This window comes from Mycolicibacterium sp. CBM1 (assembly GCF_054073305.1).
Map to the genome: position 1 here is coordinate 119,737 of NZ_JBSXPP010000012.1, position 21,059 is coordinate 140,795.

The 21,059-nt window shown below is 66.4% G+C and carries 20 protein-coding genes; 9 read left to right on the top strand and 11 right to left on the bottom strand.

Annotated elements, in window-relative coordinates:
- Positions 1-34 precede the first annotated feature (34 nt).
- Entirely contained in the window at positions 35-889 is an 855-nt protein-coding gene (locus ACXDF8_RS17125) for a putative endonuclease domain-containing protein (protein WP_457224472.1), read from the bottom strand.
- 179 nt (positions 890-1,068) lie between these two features.
- Complete coding sequence (locus ACXDF8_RS17130) at positions 1,069-1,917, bottom strand: Bax inhibitor-1/YccA family protein (RefSeq protein WP_457224473.1); 849 nt, start codon at positions 1,915-1,917, stop codon at positions 1,069-1,071.
- A 214-nt stretch (positions 1,918-2,131) separates the two neighbouring features.
- Here ACXDF8_RS17130 and ACXDF8_RS17135 point away from each other — a divergent pair, with 214 nt between their 5' ends.
- The 3 genes from ACXDF8_RS17135 to ACXDF8_RS17145 are packed head-to-tail and all read left to right on the top strand — an operon-like array spanning position 2,132 to position 5,674.
- Positions 2,132-3,181, top strand: a complete 1,050-nt coding sequence (locus ACXDF8_RS17135) for an enoyl-CoA hydratase/isomerase family protein (RefSeq protein ID WP_457224474.1) — start codon at positions 2,132-2,134, stop codon at positions 3,179-3,181.
- Positions 3,178-3,963: an enoyl-CoA hydratase gene (locus tag ACXDF8_RS17140; protein WP_457224475.1), complete on the top strand. Its 786-nt coding sequence runs from the start codon at positions 3,178-3,180 to the stop codon at positions 3,961-3,963. The genes ACXDF8_RS17135 and ACXDF8_RS17140 overlap by 4 nt, the downstream gene beginning before the upstream one ends.
- Before the next feature lie 10 nt (positions 3,964-3,973).
- Positions 3,974-5,674: an alpha/beta hydrolase gene (locus ACXDF8_RS17145; protein ID WP_457224476.1), complete on the top strand. Its 1,701-nt coding sequence runs from the start codon at positions 3,974-3,976 to the stop codon at positions 5,672-5,674.
- On the opposite strand, the gene ACXDF8_RS17150 is transcribed toward ACXDF8_RS17145, so the two are convergent.
- Positions 5,658-6,056 carry a rhodanese-like domain-containing protein gene (locus tag ACXDF8_RS17150; protein ID WP_457224477.1) on the bottom strand — a complete coding sequence of 133 codons (399 nt, stop codon included), beginning with the start codon at positions 6,054-6,056 and terminating at the stop codon, positions 5,658-5,660. The two genes, ACXDF8_RS17145 and ACXDF8_RS17150, sit on opposite strands and share 17 nt — an antisense overlap.
- A 4-nt stretch (positions 6,057-6,060) precedes the next feature.
- Positions 6,061-6,621 carry a cysteine dioxygenase gene (locus ACXDF8_RS17155; RefSeq protein WP_457224478.1) on the bottom strand — a complete coding sequence of 187 codons (561 nt, stop codon included), beginning with the start codon at positions 6,619-6,621 and terminating at the stop codon, positions 6,061-6,063.
- Between the two features lie 113 nt (positions 6,622-6,734).
- On the opposite strand from ACXDF8_RS17155, the gene lpqV reads away from it, so the two are divergent.
- From lpqV to ACXDF8_RS17170, 3 genes are all read left to right on the top strand, one after another.
- Positions 6,735-7,154: a lipoprotein LpqV gene (lpqV, locus tag ACXDF8_RS17160; protein WP_457224479.1), complete on the top strand. Its 420-nt coding sequence runs from the start codon at positions 6,735-6,737 to the stop codon at positions 7,152-7,154.
- A 243-nt stretch (positions 7,155-7,397) separates the two neighbouring features.
- On the top strand, positions 7,398-7,595 hold the full coding sequence (locus ACXDF8_RS17165; protein ID WP_457224480.1) for a hypothetical protein: 198 nt from the start codon (positions 7,398-7,400) through the stop codon (positions 7,593-7,595).
- Between the two features lie 89 nt (positions 7,596-7,684).
- Entirely contained in the window at positions 7,685-8,752 is a 1,068-nt protein-coding gene (locus ACXDF8_RS17170) for a patatin-like phospholipase family protein (RefSeq protein WP_457224481.1), read from the top strand.
- Here the strand turns inward: ACXDF8_RS17170 and ACXDF8_RS17175 are convergent.
- From ACXDF8_RS17175 to ACXDF8_RS17200, 6 genes are all read right to left on the bottom strand, one after another.
- Complete coding sequence (locus tag ACXDF8_RS17175) at positions 8,718-9,584, bottom strand: patatin-like phospholipase family protein (RefSeq protein WP_457224482.1); 867 nt, start codon at positions 9,582-9,584, stop codon at positions 8,718-8,720. The two genes, ACXDF8_RS17170 and ACXDF8_RS17175, sit on opposite strands and share 35 nt — an antisense overlap.
- Before the next feature lie 100 nt (positions 9,585-9,684).
- On the bottom strand, positions 9,685-11,556 hold the full coding sequence (locus ACXDF8_RS17180) for an AMP-binding protein (protein WP_457224483.1): 1,872 nt from the start codon (positions 11,554-11,556) through the stop codon (positions 9,685-9,687).
- 96 nt (positions 11,557-11,652) lie between these two features.
- Positions 11,653-12,804: an aromatic ring-hydroxylating oxygenase subunit alpha gene (locus ACXDF8_RS17185; protein WP_457224484.1), complete on the bottom strand. Its 1,152-nt coding sequence runs from the start codon at positions 12,802-12,804 to the stop codon at positions 11,653-11,655.
- Positions 12,805-12,885: 81 nt separating this feature from the next.
- A complete protein-coding gene (locus ACXDF8_RS17190) occupies positions 12,886-13,767 on the bottom strand; it encodes an ABC transporter permease (RefSeq protein WP_457224485.1) in 882 nt (293 codons plus the stop codon).
- Positions 13,764-14,669, bottom strand: a complete 906-nt coding sequence (locus ACXDF8_RS17195) for an ABC transporter permease (protein WP_457224486.1) — start codon at positions 14,667-14,669, stop codon at positions 13,764-13,766. Before ACXDF8_RS17195 ends, ACXDF8_RS17190 begins: the two co-directional genes overlap by 4 nt.
- Positions 14,670-14,672: 3 nt before the next feature.
- Positions 14,673-15,944 carry a polyamine ABC transporter substrate-binding protein gene (locus ACXDF8_RS17200; protein WP_457224487.1) on the bottom strand — a complete coding sequence of 424 codons (1,272 nt, stop codon included), beginning with the start codon at positions 15,942-15,944 and terminating at the stop codon, positions 14,673-14,675.
- A gap of 122 nt (positions 15,945-16,066) precedes the next feature.
- On the opposite strand from ACXDF8_RS17200, the gene ACXDF8_RS17205 reads away from it, so the two are divergent.
- Positions 16,067-17,443: an aspartate aminotransferase family protein gene (locus tag ACXDF8_RS17205; RefSeq protein ID WP_457224488.1), complete on the top strand. Its 1,377-nt coding sequence runs from the start codon at positions 16,067-16,069 to the stop codon at positions 17,441-17,443.
- 25 nt (positions 17,444-17,468) lie between these two features.
- Positions 17,469-18,629: an ABC transporter ATP-binding protein gene (locus ACXDF8_RS17210; RefSeq protein ID WP_457224489.1), complete on the top strand. Its 1,161-nt coding sequence runs from the start codon at positions 17,469-17,471 to the stop codon at positions 18,627-18,629.
- Here the strand turns inward: ACXDF8_RS17210 and ACXDF8_RS17215 are convergent.
- A complete protein-coding gene (locus ACXDF8_RS17215) occupies positions 18,609-19,280 on the bottom strand; it encodes a TetR/AcrR family transcriptional regulator (protein ID WP_457224490.1) in 672 nt (223 codons plus the stop codon). The two genes, ACXDF8_RS17210 and ACXDF8_RS17215, sit on opposite strands and share 21 nt — an antisense overlap.
- A gap of 91 nt (positions 19,281-19,371) precedes the next feature.
- On the opposite strand from ACXDF8_RS17215, the gene ACXDF8_RS17220 reads away from it, so the two are divergent.
- Positions 19,372-21,042 (top strand): phytoene desaturase family protein, encoded by a 1,671-nt coding sequence (locus ACXDF8_RS17220; RefSeq protein ID WP_457224491.1) that lies wholly within the window; start codon positions 19,372-19,374, stop codon positions 21,040-21,042.
- Positions 21,043-21,059 lie beyond the last annotated feature (17 nt).

The window sequence follows — 21,059 nt, forward strand, 5'->3', positions numbered from 1 at the left end:
CGAGTCAGAACTCAGAGCGGTGATTCGGTCGATTTCATCGCCCTGAGTTCTGACTCGCGATCCATGCGCGCCTGGTTCGTTCGATGATCTCGGCACGTCGATCCCCAACGACCACCCTGATCCGCCGCCAACCGAGGTCGGCGATGTACTCCGAGCGGGTCAGGTCGCTGCGGTAGATGCCGCGATCGAGGCGATGCTGCTCGCCGTCATATTCGACCGCGACCATCACCTCGCGCCAGCCCATATCCAAGAAATAGTGCGACCGGCCGTCGCACCTCAAAACCGGAATCTGTGTCTGCGGGCGCGGGAACCCGGCGTCGAGCAGCAAGAGTCGCAACCAGGTCTCCCGCGGTGACTGCGCCCCAGAATCCGCCAGGTCGAGCACCGAGCGAACTCGGCGTACTCCACGGACATTGGGATGCCGCGGCAGCAGGTCGAGCACACCGTCGAGGGCGAAGCGACTCGCGTTGGCCAGCGCGTCGACTCTGGCCACCGCCTGGCCGACTGTCCCGCGCCGAGCGAGATCGAACATCGTGCGCGACACGGTCGTAACGGGCAGCCCGTTGAGGGGACGCACCTCGTCGTCGAGCAATGTCTCGGCGCGGCTGATGACCCCCGCCGGAGCCTTGTTGTTCGCATAGTTGAGTTCGATGGGAGCTGACGGGTCGACCCACTTCGCTCCGTGCAGCGCCGACGCCGCCAACCCGGTCACGACCGCACGACGGCGTGACCACAGAACCGCTGCGACCGCCCGCTCCCGGACAGACAGCTCGCCGCTCCCCAACGTGGTGTACACGTCGGGAAAGATGCGCCGATAGTGCGCGCGAAGCTGATACGGCGTGACACAGCCTGCAGCGACAGCGTCACTTCCGATGAATACGCCTTCCATCCGCAGCAGCGTCGCCCACTGCGCGAACGCACGTATTCAGCGATCCACAGCCCGTCGAGTCAGAACTGGCTGCGACGAAACACCCCCGCGCCCCGCGCTGGTATCTGACTCGATGCACCACCACCTCCGCACACAACAAAGCCCCGGCCGGACGGCCGGGGCTTTGCGTAGCGAGGCAGCTAGTCGTTCTGGAAGTAACTCAGCAGACGCAGGATCTCCAGGTACAGCCACACCAGCGTGACGGTCAGGCCCAGGGCCACGCCCCACGCGGCCTTCTCCGGCGCACCAGCGCGGATCATCTGGTCCGCCGCGTCGAAGTCGATCAGGAAGCTGAACGCCGCGAGCCCGATGACGAAGAGCGAGAAGAGGATGGCGATCGGGCCGCCGCTGCGCAGGCCGAGGCCTTCGCCGCCGCCGACACCGAACATCGCCAGCACGAAGTTGCCCAGCATCAGGACCAGCACGCCCACCATGGCCGCGACGATCATGCGGGTGAACTTCGGCGTGACGCGGATGGCGCCGGTCTTGTAGACCACCAGCATTCCGAAGAAGACGCCGATGGTGCCCAGCACCGCCTGGCTGATCATGACGCCGGCGTTCGCGCCGGAAACCACCACGTTGGCGAACACGAACGACACCGCGCCGACGAACAGGCCCTCCAGCGCGGCGTAGCTCAGCACGATGGCCGGGTTGTCCTGCTTACGGCCGAACGTCGCCACCAGCACCAAGGCCAGCCCGCCAAGCGCGCCCACCAGGGTGAACGGCATCGCCAGCGCCATGTTGGCGGACACTAGGAAATAGGAGATGACGGCCACCACGGACAGCACACCGAGGGTGATGCCGGTCTTGGTGACGACGTCGTCGATCGTCATCGGCCGCGAGACACCGGTCTGTGCCGGGTACTGCGCGGTGTAGGGGTCGGTCTGGTACGCCACCTGCTGGGCGCCGGCTACACCGGAGCCAAATGTTGCGTATCCGCCCTGCTGCTTAGGCAGCGAACGAAATACCGGGTTGCTGGTCTCCCGCACCGTCGGAATCCTCTCGTGGAAGTCAAGTGACACACCGTCAACGAACGGCATCCGGGTCCGGTTCCCAGGAAGTCCACAATTTTCGTTCTACGAGGTTCCGGACGCTAAGTGCGACCTTACCTGCGCAAGGACTCCCGCGGGTCACGATCACGATCACCCTGGTGGTAAAACTAGGACGTCCAACCTTTTCCCGGACCGAAGGGCCTCTACTCCAGTGACGGCTGACACCGACGAAGTCTTGACCCACGTCGACGGGGGTGTCGGCTTCCTGACACTCAACCGCCCGAAGGCCATCAACTCGCTGACCCATCCGATGGTCACCGTGCTCGCCGACACCCTCACCCGTTGGGCCGGCGACGACGGTGTCAAGGCAGTGGTTCTCTCCGGCGCCGGCGAACGCGGCCTGTGCGCAGGCGGCGACGTGGTCGCGATCTACCACAGCGCCCGCGCCGGCGACTCCGACGCCCGCGACTTCTGGTTCGACGAGTACCGGCTCAACGCGCAGATCGGCCGCTACCCCAAGCCGTACGTCGCGATCATGGACGGCATCGTGATGGGCGGCGGCGTCGGCGTGGCCGCACACGGCAACGTTCGGGTGGTGACGGACACCTCCAAGATCGCCATGCCCGAGGTCGGTATCGGCTTCATTCCCGACGTCGGGGGCACCTACCTGTTGTCCCGGGCACCGGGCGGACTCGGTTTGCACGCCGCTCTGTCCGGCGCAGCGTTCTCCGGGTCTGACGCCATCGCGCTGGGATTCGCCGACTACTACGTGCCGCACGCCGCACTCGAGGCATTCACTGCCGCCATCGTCGCCGAGGGCACCGAAGCCGCAATCAGCGCCTTCGCCGTCCAACCGCCACCCAGTAGTCTTCTGGAACAACAGCATTGGATCGACGAATGCTACGCCGGCGAGACAGTCGCCGACATCGTAGCCGCGCTGCGCGGCCACGACGACGACGCCGCGAAAGACGCCGGCAACCTGGTCGCATCCCGCTCCCCTATCGCTGCCGCGGTCACGCTTGCCTCGGTGCGGCGGGCCCGCGAGCTCAAGACACTCGAGGAGGTACTGGTCCAGGAGTACCGGGTGTCGTGTGCCTCGCTGCGCTCCCACGACCTGGTCGAGGGAATCCGTGCACAGATCGTGGACAAGGACCGCAACCCGAAGTGGAACCCACCCACGCTGGCCGCGGTGACCGACGAGGATGTGCAGCAGTACTTTGCCCCGGCAGATCCGGACCTGACCTTCGAGGAGGACAAGTGAGCCCCGATACGACCTACGAGACCATCCTGGTGGACCGCGACGAGCGAGTCGGCACCATCACCCTGAACCGCCCGAAAGCGCTCAACGCTCTCAACAGCCAGGTGATGATCGAACTCACCACGGCCGCCGCGCAATTCGACGCCGACCCCGGCATCGGCGCCATCGTGATCACCGGCAACGAGAAGGCCTTCGCCGCGGGCGCGGACATCAAGGAGATGGCCACGCTGAGCTTCTCGGAGGTCTTCGACGCCGACTTCTTCGCGACGTGGGGCAAGCTGGCCGCGGTGCGAACCCCCACTATCGCGGCCGTGGCCGGGTACGCCCTCGGCGGTGGCTGCGAGCTGGCGATGATGTGTGACCTTCTGATCGCCGCGGACACCGCGAAGTTCGGCCAGCCCGAGATCAAGCTGGGCGTGCTGCCCGGCATGGGCGGCTCGCAGCGGCTGACCCGCGCGATCGGCAAGGCCAAGGCGATGGATCTCATCCTCACCGGCCGCACGATCGACGCGGCCGAGGCCGAGCGCAGCGGTCTGGCGTCCCGGGTCGTTCCGGCCGCCGAGCTGCTCACCGAAGCCAAGGCGGTCGCGACGACGATCTCACAGATGTCGCGATCGGCGGCGCGGATGGCCAAGGAGGCCGTCAACCGCGCCTACGAGTCCACGCTGGCCGAAGGCCTGCTCTACGAGCGCCGGCTGTTCCATTCGGCTTTCGCCACCGAGGACCAGACCGAGGGGATGGCCGCCTTCACCGAGAAGCGCGCTCCCAACTTCACGCACCGATAAAGTGCTGTGGGTGAGCGACGCCGAGACGGACACCATCGAGCCCGCCGAGCCGGTGGTCGCAGCCCAGCAAGAGCCCAAACCTGACTGGTGGCAACGCCGGTACACGTTCACCGGCACGGCCGTCGGCCTGGTGTTTCTGTGGCTGTCGCTGACCCCGTCGCTGCTCCCGCGCGGCCCGCTGTTCCAGGGCCTGGTCAGTGGCGGTGCCGGTGCCATCGGTTACGGGCTCGGCGTGTTCGGGGTCTGGTTGACGCGGTTCATGATGTCGCGGCCGACCAGTCCGCGCGCACCACGCTGGGCCTGGCCGATCCTCGTCGTCGTCGGTCTCATCGGCCTGGTCTTCGCGGTCTACTTCTTCCACGTCTGGCAGGACCAGGTGCGCGACCTGATGGGTGTGCCGCGGCTGACTTGGTACAACTACCCGCAGGCCGCGATCATCGGCGTAGTGGTCCTGTTCGTCTTCGTCGAGATCGGCCAGCTCGTCGGCCGGCTCATCCGTTTCCTCGTCCGGCAGCTCAATCGTGTTGCACCACCCCGGGTTTCATCGGTAGTCGCGGTCGCCCTGGTGCTGGGTCTGGCCATCGCACTGCTCAACGGCGTGGTGATCCGCGGCACCATGAGCTTCCTCAACAGCACCTTCTCGGCCGCCAACGACGAGGTCGATCCCGCCAATCCGGCGCCGACCACCCCGCTGCGTTCCGGTGGGCCGGGTTCACTGGTCACCTGGGATTCGCTGGGCCACCAGGGGCGCGTGTTCGTCGCCGGCGGACCGACGACGCAGGAGCTGACCGCCTTCAACGGCCGTCCCGCGGTCGAACCGATTCGCGCCTACGCCGGAAAGAACTCCGCCGACGGTATCCGGGCGACCGCGGAGCTGGCCGCCCGGGAACTGGAACGCGCGGGCGGGTTCTCCCGCAAGGTGATCGCCGTCGCCACCACGACGGGTACCGGCTGGATCAACGAGTCAGAGGCCTCGGCGCTGGAGTACATGTACGACGGCGACAGCGCGATCGTGTCGATGCAGTACTCGTTCCTGCCCAGTTGGCTGTCCTTCCTCGTGGACAAGGAGAACGCCCGGCAGGCCGGTCAGGCGCTGTTCGAGGCAGTCGACGAGCGGCTGCGGGCGCTCCCCGAGGCGCAGCGCCCCAAGATCGTCGTCTTCGGTGAGAGCCTGGGCTCCTTCGGCGGCGAGGCACCGTTTCTGAGCCCGAACAACATCATCGCCCGCACCAACGGTGCGCTGTTCTCCGGGCCGACGTTCAACAACACCATGTGGGACGACGTCACCGTCAACCGCGACGCCGGCTCACCGATGTGGTTGCCGATCTTCGACGACGGGGCCAATATCCGATTCGCCGCCCGCCCAGACAATCTCGGCAGACCCGACAAGCTGTGGGGCAATCCGCGAATCGTGTACCTGCAGCACGCGTCCGATCCCATCACCTGGTGGAATCCCGATCTGCTGTTCAAGGAGCCGGACTGGTTGCGCGAACCCCGCGGCTACGACGTCTCGCCCGACATGAATTGGATCCCGATCGTCACGTTCTTGCAGGTGTCGGCGGACATGGCGGTGGCCATCGACGTCCCCGACGGCCACGGCCACCGCTACGTGCGTGACGTCGTCAACGCGTGGGCGGCGATCCTGCAGCCGCCGGGTTGGACGCCGGAGAAGACCGACCGTCTGCGCGCGATCGTCAAGGCGCCGGAGTGAGTGCATTCAATTCGCTGAGCACTCCGTCGGCCTTGAGCGCCTGGTAGCCGCCGGCCACATCGGTGGCCCGGTGCAGACCGAGATCCAGCAGCGCCGCCGCGGCCAGGCTCGAGGTGTAGCCCGCCGAGCACAGCACCACCCATTCGACGTCGTCGTCTTTCGCCTGCGGCAACCGGGCGTCGCTGGTCGGGTCGCAGCGCCACTCGAGCACATTGCGCTCGATCACCAACGCAGCGGGCACTTCGCCTTCGGCGGCGCGCTGCGCCGCCGGGCGGATGTCGACCAGGATCGCGCCCCGCTCGATCGCCGCCGGCACGTCACTGGGCTGCAGCCGATGCAGCCGGGCCCGGGCATCGCCCAGGATCGTGTCGATTCGACTCATCGGCTCATCGTCCCTCGGGTTGGCCGGTGAGCTCGGTGCGGGTGCGGCGCAGTGTATTGCGTTCGGTCACTTCGTAATACGACATCGCGGTCAGCGGTGGCGAATAGGCATGCACGCTTAGCGTAGTGGCTACCGGCGCTGCGACGGCCGGCGCTCCCACCACGTCATGGACCCACCCGAGCGGGAACGCGGCCTGATCACCGGCGTCGAGGCGACGGCGGTGCAGTCGCTCGCCGTCCCAACGGAATTCGTGCAGTCCGCCGGAGAGCACCGTCAGGGCGCCGAGGGATCCGCCGTGGTCGTGCAGCTCGGTGGTGTGGCCCGGCACCCAACTGATCAGCCACACGTCGAGTTCGTCGTCCGCGTGCAGCCGGGTGTACCAGCGCTCATCGCGCGGCGCGCCGCCGGCGGGCAGCAGGTGGTTGAACTCGCCGCGCAGCACCTGGTCGGCGTAACGGTCGGTGGTGTGGAGCAGGTCGGGCAGGCGTAACCGGGTCGGCGCCGACACAGCCGGGGGAACGGACGGGAACATGGCAAGGGAAGGGGCAGCGCCCGAGTACGGCATGAGAGAGATCTTTCGACAGTGACGGGGACGATTCGGGGGGCGGCTAACGCCGACAACACTCCCGAGACCAGGTCCACTCCGTCATGGCCGCCAGTGTTGCATAGATTGATTTCATGCGCAGGTACCCATGGGCCGTCGCGGGCCTGGCCGCAGTCCTGACGGCATGTTCCTCCGGCGGTGGCGGGCAAGCCACCTCGACCCCGACGACGACGCCGGCACCCTCAAGTTCGCCGCAAGCGTCGACACCGGCGGCGAACCCGATCGGTGTCTCCCCGGGTGGGGTGACCACCCGCATCGACGTACCCGCCGAGTCGACCGAAGAGCAGTACGGCCAGTCCTGCCTGGCCGCGAAGGCCTGGATGGAGTCCAAAGGTGGGGATCCGGCCTCCCTGGTGGAGCCCTTGCTCAAGGAGATGCAGGCCGGCACCGTGTCCGGTCGGGCAACGTTCAACAGCACCTGGGCCCAGTTGTCCGACCCGCAACGGGCCGCGGTGATCATCGCGGTCCGGGCCGCTGCCGAGGGCGGCTGCTGAGACCGCTCGGTTCCGATCACGGCAAGCAAAAATGCCCGCCGCAGGCCCGGGGTGACCCCGACCACACCGCCGCCCTGAGCGTGACGCGGCCCGCAACCCAGCACCCAGCGACCAGGGGAAATGCCAGCATCGATTCCTGCCAACGGCCATCGACTTCCTGCCTCAGGAATTATTCGCCTGAGCTGCTGGTTTACACACTCGTATCGGCACGGAAACACCTGCCGGCAGGAAGTAGCAGAAAAGATGGCACAGCACATGACCAAGTTCGGAATCGCCACCCTCGCGGGCGCGGCGATGAGCGCGGTCGTCATCGGCCTGGCCGCCCCGGCGGTCGCCGCCCCCAGCGGGCCCGGTGATGCCCGCAACACCACAATCGATTCGCTCGGATACAAGGTGGACGCCAATCCCAACGGCCCCATCGACGCCATCCAGCGCGACTGAACGGCGGCGCGATGACGCGCAACCGACATCGAAGGGCACCCCACATGGGGTGCCCTTCGATGTCGGATGGAAGTGGGCAGAATGGAACCATGGCCGGACAAACCCCCACGGGCAGGGTCGCGCTGGCACTCGGCAGCGGCGGTGCGCGCGGATATGCGCACATCGGCGTCATCGACGAACTGCACAGCCGCGGCTACGAGGTCGTCGGCGTCGCCGGTTCCTCGATGGGTGCGCTGGTGGGCGGTCTGCATGCCGCTGGCGCACTCGACGAATTCACCGACTGGGCCAAGACGTTGACCCAGCGGGCCGTGTTGCGGCTGCTCGACCCGTCGATCACCGCCGCGGGGGTCCTTCGCGCCGAGAAGATCCTCGACGCCGTGCGCGACATTCTCGGCGAGGTCACCATCGAGAGCCTGCCGATCCCCTACACCGCGGTCGCGACCGATCTGATCGCGGGCAAGTCGGTGTGGCTGCAACGCGGCCCGGTCGACGCCGCAATCCGTGCCTCGATCGCCATTCCCGGTGTCATCGCACCGCATGTGCTCGACGGTCGCCTGCTGGCCGACGGCGGAATCCTCGATCCGTTGCCAATGGCGCCGATCTCCGCGGTCAACGCCGACATGACCATCGCGGTCAGCCTATCCGGTCCAGATGCCGGTGGTGCGCAGCAAGTTCCGTCCGCCAGCCCGGAGGCCCGCGCCTCCACCGAATGGCTCAACAGATTGCTGCGCAGCACCTCGGCGTTGCTCGACACCAGCACCGCGCGCACCCTGCTCGACACCCCGGCGGCGAGGTCGATGCTCAACAGATTCGGCACCGCTCCCGAGGGGGAATCAACCGAGGACGTCGAGCCGGTCAGCGCCGAGCAACTGTTCGACACCGCGCGCGAGGCCTCGATCCCCAAGCTCGGCAGCTTTGCGGTCATGAACCGCACCATCGACATCGCCCAGGCCGCGTTGGCCCGCCATCAGATGGCGGCCTACCCACCCGACCTGCTCATCGAAATTCCCCGAACCTGTTGCCGCAGTCTCGATTTCCACCGCGCCGCCGAAGTCATCGGTATCGGCCGAGACATCGCGGCGCGCGCACTCGACGACTACACCCGCATCACCGCCGACGCCGTCATCGTCCCGGTAAGGCCAGCAGAAACTCCCTGACCGTGCCCGCCACCCGGCGGCCCTGGGCACGCCCGGCCTGCGCCGACGGGACACGACAGCGCGGATCGAGCGGGTTGGGGCCAAACGCCGCCAGGGCGGCGTCGTCGGCGAAGACCGCGAGGGTGAGCGCACCGAAGGCCGCAATCTCGGCAGCCGCGCCGCCGCCAAAAGGCGACGGAGCGTTCTCCCCCGCCGGCACCAGCACCACCGCCGTCGCGCAGTCCGCGGCGACACCGGTGTGAACCGCGCTGCTGACCCCGCCGTCCATGTAGCGTCGGCCGTCGATGGTCACCGGCGGCCAGGTGCCCGGCACTGCGCAGCTGGCGGCTACCGCGTCGACCAGTTCCACTCCGCAGGACGGGTCGAAGACCACCAACTCGCCGGTTGCGGTGTCGATGGCGGTGATTCGTAGATCGCGATCGGGCCAGTGGTGGGACGGCAGCCGCGCCTCGATCACACGCCGTCGTACGGGTTCGGCGACGGTCGGGGTCGCCAGGGCAACCGACCCGATGCTCTTGAGCTTCTCCGCGAGGCCGCCCGGCTGGGACATCGCCGCGGCGAACAACTCGGCGATGGTCTCGACGTCGACGCCGGGGTCGAGCTCGGCCGAGGCGTCCCCGATCTGGCGTTCATAGAGGTCCTCGACCGGTGTCCCACCGCCGATCTGCGCGGCAACGGTCGATCCGGCCGATGTTCCGACCAGGACGTCGGACTCCACCAATGCGCGTGCTGTTTCGGGTGATTCGTCGGCGATTCCACGCAGGATGCCGGTTTCCCAGGCGATCCCGGCGATGCCGCCACCGGCCAGGATGAGGGCCCGTTTCGTCGTCACACCTGGCGAGTCTGCCAGCCGCGTCGCCCCGGCCGCCGGTGGGTGCGCGAAAGTTCAGCCGCCTCGGTCTGGTCGGCGGACTCGGCAGTCCTCCCCGATCCTATTGGGACGCTACCAACCCGACCAGGTCCTGCCGGTGGCTCAGGTAGTCCGCCCGGCAGGCCCGGCGGGCGAGCTTGCCGCTCGTCGTACGGGCCAGCGAGCCGGCAGGCACCAGCCGCACGTCCGCCACCGGCACTTGGTGGTGGCGGGAGACGGCGGCCCGTACCGCGCTCGCGACTACCTCGGCGTCCACCCGCGCGGCACCGACGGCCCGCTCGGCCAGGATCACCAGGCGCTCCCCCGATCCGGGCGGCAGGTGCGGCAATGCATCGGCATCGACCGAGAAGGCCGCGACGTATCCGCTGCGGATCGCGCTCGAGGCTTGTCCCACAGTGGTTTCGATGTCGTGGGGGTAGTGGTTGACACCGTCGATGATGAGCATGTCCTTGATCCTGCCGACAACGTACAACTCACCGCCGACGTACACCCCAAGGTCGCCGGTGGCCAGCCAGGAGGCGCCGGGACTGACGCCCTGGGCGTGACTGGCGGACGCAAGTCGAACGGACAGGGTGTTGCCGAAGACCCGTCTGCTCTCCTCCGCACGGCCCCAGTACCCGCGGCCGACGTTGTTGCCGTGCACCCAGATCTCCCCGACGTGGCCGTCGGGAAGTTCCGTACCGCTGTCGCGATCGGCGATGACCACCCACTGATCGGCGATCGGCTGGCCGCACGAGACATGTTCCACCGCACCGGCACTTCCCGGTGCTACGGGCACGGCCCGGCCCGCGCTCAATGCGAGGCGGTCGAACCACCGCGCGCTGGCGGCGTCGTCGGCGCCGATGCTGGCGACCGACAGGGTCGCTTCGGCCAAACCGTAGGAGGGTTTGACCGCCGTGGACGGCAGGCCGTATGCACTCAGGCCGGTGGTGAACTCCTCGATGGCCGCCATGGTGACCGGCTCGGACCCGTTGAGCAGGCCGACCACATTACTGAGGTCCAAGTGCTCTCCGGCAGTGGGCAATCCGCGATCGGCCGCCAACTTGAACGCGAAGTTCGGGCCAGCGGCGAAGGTCCGCCCGTGCGCGGACTCAGCCGCCAATGCCGCCACCCAGCGGTGTGGCCGGCGGACGAACGCCATGGGGTCCATCAGGGTGATCTGGCCGCCGCACAGAGCAGGAAACATGATCATCATCAGGCCCATGTCGTGGTACAGCGGCAGCCAGCTGACGCTGCGGACACCCATGTCGAGACGTCCGGCCAGGATCATCTGCACCAGATTGGTACAGACCGCGCGGTGCGTGATCTCCACACCGGCGGGGTCGCGGGTCGATCCGGAGGTGTACTGCAGGTAGGCAAGGTCGTCGGCGGATCGGGGTAGTTCGCTGAATGTCGTTGCCACCGCGGCGGGTACCGCATCGATGGCGATCGTCCGGTATCGCTCGCCTCCGCGCGGTGCGCGCCGCAGGGATCGCACGGACTCCGCGGCCGTGGTCGTCGTCAGGATCACCGTCGGCTCGGCGTCGGAAAGCACGGTCTGTAACCGCTGCGCATGCCCAGACAGAGTCGGCGCGAACAGCGGCACCGCGACGGTGCCGGCGTGTATCGCCGCGAAGAAGCCCACGACGTAGTCGAGTCCCTGGGGGGCGAGAATGGCCACCCGGTCCCCCGGCGTGGTGACCTGCTGCAAGCGGGCCGCGACCGCTTGGACCGCGGCGACCAGTCCATTCCAGCTCAGCTCCACCGACTGCGCGTCACCGTCGCGGTAGTCGAGGAAGCGGTAGGCCGCGCGGTCCTGCCAGCGGGCGGCGTTTCGTCCCAGGAACGAGGTGACAGTCACGTCGTCGGGCACCGCGATGCGACCGTCGGCGCCTAGGTAAGGCGACAGCAAACCATCAGTGTCGATACGCCCATGATCTTGATTCCGACTCACGCACAAACACTAGTAGACAAACTAACTATGAACCCTCAGCTGGGACTGTTTTTCGCTTCAATCACATTCGCGAGTCAAACATGATTCCCACCACAACTACTTGGCGCCGGCGTACGCCCGTGCAACACGGGTGACGAACTGGTAGACGCCGTCCTCGTCGGGCGCGAGCGGTCCCGGCCGGGCGTGCGGAGAGCTCAATCCCCGCTGCACGGATTCGCAGGCCGCCCAGTCCTGGCGATTGGTCAGATCCCAGAAATCCACCGCATACGACGGGTCGAAATCCGGGGCATCCACCGCCTCTTTCGGGAAGGCCCACGCGCATTCGACGTGGGTGCGGTCGACGGCCAGAGGCGTCATCAGGTGGGTCATGACATAGTCCGGATGCAAGCTGATCAGCAGGTTCGGGTAGCCGACGATGTACATCACGGTGCGCAACTCGTGCTCGGACAGACCTTTGATCGCGACGCCGCCGCTTCTGCCATCCAGCGACATGGTCTCGGCTTCGTCGATCATCGACATCCAGCCGCCCATCCACGAGCCGGGCAGGTCGAGGTTCTCACCGCTGTCGGGCGGGCTGATCCGCGACAGTTCGGGGTGGATCGACGAGCAGTGGTAGCACTCCTGGTAGTTCTCGGCGATGACCTTCCAGTTGGTGGCCAGCTCATAGGAATGCCTGGCGACGACGGTCAGCTCTTCCGGTTTGTAGGGCGCCACAACGTCCTCCAGACCGGCGACATGCTCGGTGAATTCGACGTCGCGGCCGCTGGGATCGACGAACAGCCAGCCGTGCCAGTTCACCAGCCGCAACTCGTGCAGCCCCCACCGCGCAGTGTCGAAATCGTCGGCCCCGGTGAAACCCGGTGCGTTGCGCAGACTTCCGTCAAGCCTGAAGGACCAAGCGTGGTACGGACAGACGATGCCGCGGCGTCTGGTCTCACCGCCACAGGTCAGGAGTTCGTGGCCTCGATGCCGGCAGGAGTTGGCGAACGCCCGCACCGCCCCGTCTTCACCGCGAACCAACAGCACGCCGTTAGCGCCGGAACCGACCGCCTTCTGCGCCCCTACCGCTGCGATATCGCCCGCGTGCCCGACGCAGCGCCAGCCCGAGAAGATGCCCTGTTGCTCCCATTCGAAAACCGCGGGGTCGACGTATGCTTCGCGCGGCAACATGCGGGATTGGCCGAACGGTTTGAGCGAGGCCGCCAGATCGTCCTCGGGGACGGGGGCCGGACCGAGCTGTTTGAACATACAGTCAGGATACTCCGCGCTCCCCGCAAGCGCCCGCTTCTGTACGCAACTTCTGTACGCAACTCGGTGTGATCGCGGGCGCTACAGCTCTCCGGCGAACGCGCCGATCCCGCGGTCAGAAGTGGTGTCGTCATTGCGGGTTAACCGACGGAAGATCAGGTAGCCCACCACTACCGCCAACAGCGAGGCCGCCAGCAGCAATGTCGCCAGGGCGTTGAGCGCGGGGGTCGGGGCGGCCCGGGCGGTGTTGTAGATCTTCACCGACACGGGTTCGGTCGACGCCCCCATCGACAGATACCGCACCAGCACAAAGTCGTCGATGACGTCGGCGAACACCAGCACAGTGCTGGCGAAGATGGCCGGCATCAGCATCGGCAGCGTCACCCGCCACAGCGCGCCGAATGCCGACGCACCGAGATCGGTTGCAGCCTCCTCGTACTGCTTGCCGATGGTGGCCAGGCGCGCTCGCACGAGGACCGCCGGGTAGGCCACTTGATAGGTCACCAGTCCCACCACCTGTGCTGAGGTGCCCAGCCCGATCGGCAGTGTCAGAGTCGTCACGACGAACAAAAGCGCCACGGCCAGAAGCACTTCCGGGATGACGAACGAAACCAGCATCAGCACGTTCGCCCCGGACGGCAACCGGCCACGCCAGCGGTCGATACCGATCGCGAAGAGCACCCCCAGCGGCACGGTGATCAGTGTCGTGATGACGCCGAGCTTGAGTGTCTGCAGCAGCGCGGTGTGCAGGGCGGCGTCGTGCCACACCGACCGCGTCTGGTCGCCCCAGTACCAGCGGAACGAGAAACCCTGCCAGTTGGTGCGTGAACGGCCGTCATTGAAGGAGAACAGCACCGCGATCAGCACCGGCAGCAGCGACCACGCCAGGTAGCCGATGGTGATCCCGGCCAGCACCCGAGGCCGTCGCCACGGGTCGCGGTACCAGCCGACCGGGCCCCTCATGTACGGACCTCGTCTCCACGCAGCGTCGTTCGCACGTAGTAGATCATCGGCAGCACCGTCGCGATCAACACCAGCATGACGAACGCGCCGGCCTGCCCAGTCTGGCCCGGCGCCTGGACGCTGTCGTTGATCAGGTTGCCGACCATCGCGGTTTTCGGCGACGCCGACAGCAGGTCGTTGGTGAAGTAGTCGCCCAGCATCGGCAGACACGTGAGCAACACGGCGGCCAGGATCGTCGGGCGGCACAGTGGCAGGGTCACGCGCAGGAACGCCGACAGCCGGCTGGCCCCCAGGTCGCGGGATGCCTCGAGCATGGACTGTGAGAGCCGGTCCAGTCCCGCGTAAAGTGGCAGGATCATGTACGGCACATAGCCGTACGCCAGACCCAGGATCACCACGACGGGCTGGCCGGTCAACCAGTCGACCTGGACGTGGAACACGTTGCCGAAGTTCAGCACGCGATTCACCAGGCCGTCGTTCTGAAGAAGGTTGACCCAGGCGAGCATTCGCATCATGTAGCTGATCCAGAACGGGGCGATCAGCAGGGCGATCAGCAGACCTTTACGCCGAGCGGCCAGACGGGACACGTAGTAGGCGACCGGGAACGCGATGGCCAGGCACAGCACACTGGCCAACCCGACGTAGACGACGGTCCGCACCAGAGCCGGGAAGTAGACACCGCCGGGCCCGATGCGCGCCATGACGTAGAGGAACTGATCGGGGTTCCACTCCAACGGATTCCATACCGGAACCGCGGTGCGGAACAGTGGGTCTATCTGGCCGAAGACGATGGCCAGCACCACATACAGCGGTGCCAGGAAGAACAGCAGCAGCCACGCGACGCCCGGGGCGGCCAGAGCCACCCACAGTCGGGTGTTGCGCTCGCGCGCGCGCCGCAGCACTGGCTAGGAAGATCCGCCGGCGTTGAACGCATTCCAGACGTTGTGCCAGGCAGCGTCGTTGGCGGGGTCGAGTTCCAGCAGTCGGTAGCCGGTGTCGAAGTACTCCGGCTTGACGATCGCCGAGCGAAGGTTCTCCGGGATGAACTTCTCGGCCACCAGCGAGTCGGCAGTCAGACTGTTCTGCGGTGGCTGGTAGCCGATGGCGGAGAAGTTCTCCTTGGCGACGTCGGGGTTGAGCATGTGGTTGAGGAACAGGTGCGCCAACACCGGGTTCTTGCCGCCCTTGAGCGTCACCAGCATGTCGTTATCCACCAGACCCTTGCCGTCCTGCGGAAACCAGTAGCGCAAGATCTCGGGCCCGGTGCCCTCGGGCAGATACGACTGGGCATTGATCGCGTCCCCGGACCACATCTGACACAGCCCCATCTGCCCGGCGGGCAGGTCGCTGTACATGGTGATCGTGACCTTGGGCGATGTCGCCTTGACCAACGCGGTCAGCTGCTCCCCCACCATCTTCAGGTCGTCGGCGTTGGAGGTGTTGACGTCGGTCTTTCCGTTCTTGAGCAGAACCATGGCCATGGCAGTGTGCCAGTCGTCGAGGATCGCGGTCTTGTCCTTGTACTGGGGATCCCACAGCGACTCATACGGGTTATTCAGCGCACCGATATCGGCGGGTATTTGGTCTGTGCGCCAACCGATTCCGGTCGTATAGATGGTGTAGGGCACGGTGTACTGCCAGCCCTGGTCATACCACGGGTTGGTGAAGGTCGGCCAGACGTTGGAGATATTGGTGATGTAGCTGTGGTTCAGCGGGCGCAGCAGGTTGCCGGTGACCAGTCGGCCGATCTCGGTGTAGTTGGCGTTGTAGATGTCGAAGTCCACGCCGCTGCGCAGTTTGGTGATGGCCTCATCGCCGTCGTTGAACGTCGAGACCTCGATCTTGCACTGGTACTTGTCCTCGAAACCCTTGATGGCCTGCGGGCTGAGGTAGTCGGCGTAGTTGTAGATCTTCAGAGTCGCGCCCTGTTCAGGCTTCAGTCCGTCGGCGATCGGCTTGTTGTCGTTGGAGATATCCCATTTCACCGGGTTGTTCGGCGCCGCGAGTGTCAGACTCGGACCCGAGGATGCCGGTCCGCTTTTCGAGCAGGCGTCGAGGAACGCGGTCATGGCGGGGGCACCGGCCGCGATGATCGCGGCGCGGGTCAGGAACTGTCTGCGAGTGGGGCCGCGGCGGGGCATCCCATGAGGCAGTTCACTTCCGGTGGGTAGGGACATCCGGGCCTCCCAGATTCGCAGCCTTGTCGCTGCATGGACTCTCGCATAGACTGAATGATCAGTCAACATTTCAGCCGGCCATTCCGGCTGGCTGATGTTGGCACCTGAGAAGAGGTATTCCAGTGGCTTCGTTGATGGCCGCAGACTCGGCCCTCGATTCGCTTGACCAGCTGATCGCTGATCAGGAGCAGGTGTTCCTGCGCCGCCAGCCGCGCAGCACCGAACTGATCGCCCAGGCCAGGGAGCACCTCGCGGGCGGAGCGACATCCAATTGGCAGATCGCCCAGCCGCAGGCGGTCTGGATGAGTCACGGCGCGGGCTCGAAGGTGTACGACGTCGATGGCACCGAGTATGTCGACATGCACGGCGGCTACGGCGCATCCATCGCCGGCCACGCGCACCCCGCGATAGTGGCGGCAGTCAGCCAACAGGTCAGGCGCGGAACACATTTCGCGCAACCCACGGAGGATGCCATCTGGATCGCCGGCGAGCTGTCGGACCGCTTCGGGTTGCCCCTGTGGCGCTTCGCGAACTCCGGCACCGAGGCCACCATGGACGCCGTGCACCTGGCGCGGGCGCTGACCGGTCGCGATCTGATCATCAAGGTGGAGGGCTGCTATCACGGCCACCACGATTCGGTGCAGGTGTCCGTGCTGCCCGACGCGCAGGACATCGGTCCGCGCGATCACCCCACCGGGGTGGCCGGCAACAGCGGTATCCCCGGCGCCATCCGCGATCTGGTGGTGGTGGTCCCGTTCAACGATCCTGAGGCGGTGCGACGCGCGCTCGCCGAACACCGGGGTCAGGTGGCCGGGATGATCCTGGAGCCGGTGATGATGAACGCCGGCATCATCCCGCCCGCGGACGGCTACCTGGCGGCCGTCCGCGATCTGGTACACGACGCGGGTGCGCTGCTCATCTTCGACGAGGTCAAGACCGGCTTCACCACCGGACCCGGTGGCGTGACGGCACTCTCGGGCGTCGTGCCCGACATCGTCTGCCTGGCGAAGGCCCTTGGCGGCGGGATCTCCGTCGCAGCGATCGGCGGCACAGCGGCCGTGATGTCGCAGATCGCCGACGGCCGTTACGAACAGGTCGGCACGTTCAACGGCAACCCACTGGCGATGGCCGCCACGCGGGCCACCTTGACCGATGTGCTGACTTCGCAGGCCTATGACCATCTCGAGATGCTGTCCGGGCATCTTCGCGCCAGACTGGAGACTGTGATCGCCGAGCATGGGCTGGACTGGCATGTGATCACCGTCGGCGCGAAGGGCTGTGTGACCTTCCGCCGGGAGCCGGTGCGCGAGTATCGCGATTTCCTAGGCGTCGATGATCGCCTGGGCCACGCTCATTGGTTGATGCAACACAATGGCGGGGTTTTCCTGCCGCCATGGGGGAAGGTCGAGCAATGGCTGCTTTCCGTTCAACACGACATCGACGATGTCGACCGGTTCGCCACCAACTTCGCGAAGCTCGCCACGGCGGTGACGCCCTGACCCGTCCCGGGCAGGGGGCCGCCGGATGACCGGCGGCGCCATCCGGCTGCACCAGCTGGTCAAGGCATTCGACGGGGTGCCGGCGGTGACCGGCATCGACCTGGATATTCCTGCGGGACAGTTCTATTCACTTTTGGGTGCCTCGGGTTGTGGCAAGACGACGACGCTGCGGATGATCGCCGGATTCGAGAAGCCCGATTCCGGGCGCATCGAGTTGGACGGCCGCGATGTCGCCGGCGATCCCCCGCACAAGCGTCCGGTGAACACCGTCTTCCAGACTTATGCACTGTTCCCGTTCATGAGCGTCGCCGACAATGTCGCGTTCGGGCTGCGGTATCTCAAAACGTCCAAGGCGGAAACCCAGCGTCGCGTCGGCGAGGCATTGGAGCTGGTCCGGATGCAGGACTTCGCCAAACGCCGGCCCGGTCAGCTCTCCGGCGGACAGCAGCAACGGGTCGCCCTGGCCCGGGCGCTGGTGCTTCGACCCCGGGTACTGCTGCTCGACGAACCCCTGGGAGCCCTCGATGCCAAGCTGCGCAAACAGCTGCAGCTGGAGCTGCGAGCCGTCCAGCGCGAGGTCGAGATCACGTTCGTCTATGTGACGCACGACCAGGAAGAGGCACTCACGATGAGCGACCAGATCGCCGTGATGGCGGGCGGTCGGGTCGAGCAAATCGGACCGCCGGAGGAGATCTACTCCGCGCCCGCGACCACCTATGTCGCTGGATTCTTGGGCGCTGCCAACATCTTTGATGCCGACGTGCTCGAATTCCGCGGAGGCACCGCGGTGTGCTCGGCGATGTCGACCACCGTGCACGCGGCCAGCACCGGCGCCCGGCGCGGTCCGGCCGCCATCGTGATCCGGCCCGAACGGATCACCCTGCACGGCCCTGGCGACACCATCGATGCCGACTCCAACGTGATCTCCGGGACGGTGTCCGAGGTGGTCTATCTCGGATCATCCACCCAGGTGCACGTCGACGTCGGCCAGTCGACAGCGTTGGTGGTAGAGGTATCCAACCATGCCGGGCCGCGGTCGGTGGTCCATCAGGTCGGCGCGCAGGTGCACTGCGTCTGCAGCACCGACGCGGTGCGGGTGCTCGCTCGCAGCGACACCCCGGTGATCGGTGATCCGGTGCACAGTCCCGTCGAGCCGCGAAGCGCACTAGCGACGCCCGCGGGATAACCTGGCTTTACCGTTCTTGCCCGGGGACTTTGGCGCCGCGGGCAGGTTCAGTTCACGCTCGGCGAAGCCCATCGCGATCTGGTAGGCCAGATCTGAGTCGATCTCGGGGTCTTCCAGCGCGACCTGAATGCTCAAACCGTCGAGCAGGGCGGCGAATTCGAAGGCGAACATCGTCGGGTTGACCTTGGCGGCGAGTTCGTCGGCGTCAGCTGCCTTGAGTGCCTCAACAATCATCTTCCGCCAGCGGGCATCGAGTTCGATCCGGCCCGCCTTGACCTCGTCGTGCCGAAATGCCTGCGCCCACAGGTCAAACCACAGTCCCCATGCGCCCGGAATATCGTCGACACCCTCGGGGACGCAGGTCCACTGGACCAGCAGCGAGAGCCGCTCGCGCAGCGAATCCACCTCGGCGAGCATCTTCTCGGCCGCCTCGTAAAACGATTCCTCCGAGAAGCGCAGCGCGTCGACCAGCAGTCGGTCGCGGGTACCGAAGTAGTAGATCACCAGGGCCGAGCTGACGCCGGCGCGCTTGGCCACATCAGCGATGCGGGTTTCAGCGAAGCCGCGTTCGCAGATCAGCTCGGCGGCGGCGCGCAGCATTTGGAGGCGCCGGCCCTCGTTGTTCTCCGTCGCGGGTGCAGGATCGGCCATGGTCCTCAATCTCCCCTATCACGTGGCAGCGCTGCCTCTTGTCCGAATTCTAACACTTCGTTAGATTGAACAGTCAGTCAGGAAGTGCGTCGTGACCGCACGGAAAGTTGGACTGCACATGTCGAATTCGTACGACGCCATCGTCATCGGCGGAGGGCACAACGGCCTGGTCTCGGCCGCCTATCTCGCTCGCGCCGGAGCCCGGACGCTGGTACTGGAGTCCCGCGCGGCACTGGGCGGCGCGGCCACGACCGAATCGCCTTGGGAGGATGCGCCGCATCTGCGAGTCACCCGGCTCTCGTATGTGATGAGCCTGATGCCACCGACCATTACCCGCGAGCTGCAGCTGGAGCGGCATGGCTACAAGGTGCACCCGATGGGGCCGTACTACCAGGCGTTCCCCGAAGGCGGCTCGCTGACGATCTTCGAGGACGACCCAGCCCGGACCTACGAGCAGCTGGCCAAGTTCTCCAAGAAGGACGCCGACGCCTGGCCGAAGTGGAATGCGTGGCTCGAAGATATCGCCGATGTGATGGGTCCACTGCTCACCCAGGTGCCGCCCAATATCGGGTCACACAAACCGGGCGACCTTCTCGACCTGGCAAAGCTGGGCTGGAGCCAGCGTGGGATCACCACCCGCATGGTGGGTGACGTCACTCGGCTGTTGACGATGAGCATCGCCGATCTGCTCGACGACTGGTTCGAATCACCGCAAATCAAGGGCGCGTTGGCGGTCAACGGTGTGATCGGGACGTGGGCCGGCCCCTATGAACCCGGCACCGCCTACGTCATGGCGCACCACTCGATCGGCGACGTCGGTGACGGGCAGCTCGGCAGCTGGGGTTACCCCGAAGGCGGCATGGGCGCGGTGTCGGAAGCCATCGCCCGCTCGGCGCGAAGCTTCGGAGCGGAGATCCGAACCAAGGCAAAGGTTTCCCGCGTTCTGGTGCGTAGCGGCCAGGTGCGTGGGGTGGTGTTGGAGAACGGTGATGAGATCACTGCTCCCTTGGTGGTCACCACGCTGCATCCCAAGACTGCGTTCCTCGACCAGCTGTCGCGGTCGGACCTGCCCGATACGTTCGTCACCGACATTGAGCACTGGAAGACCCGCAGTGGCGTGGTGAAGATCAATCTGGCACTGGGCGAGTTGCCGAACTTCACCGCCAACCCGAGCAACGGCATGGCCGAGCACCACACCGGTTCGGTCGAGATGGCCCCGACCATGGAGTACATCGAGGCCGCGTTCCAGGACGCCCGCGCCGGACGTGCCGCGCTGGCGCCGTTCAGCGACGGCGTCATCCCCACCACGCTGGACAAGACGCTGAATCCCGATGGCACCCACATCATGTCGCTGTTCACCCAGTGGGTACCGGCCGAGTGGGCCGACGCACCGCACACCGAGGAACTAGACGCCTATGCCGACCGTCTGATCGATCTCTACGACCAGGTGGCACCCGGATTCAAGGCGTCGATCCTGCACCGCGACATCGTCGGGCCGCACGAGATGGAAGTGGAGTACGGGCTCATAGGCGGCAACATCTTCCACGGTGAGCTGTCCCTGGAGCAGCTGTTCCACATGCGTCCGGCGCCCGGTTTCGCCGACTATCGCACGCCGATCGCCGGGCTCTACAACGGTAGTTCGGCCACCCACGCCGGCGGCGGGGTGTGCGGCATTCCGGGTTGGCAGGCCGCCAAGGCCGCACTGGCCGACAAGAAGCGGGGCGAACACCGACTGCTGTCGAAGATCGGGCGGCGCTCCTGACCGGGGCCACCCCGGTC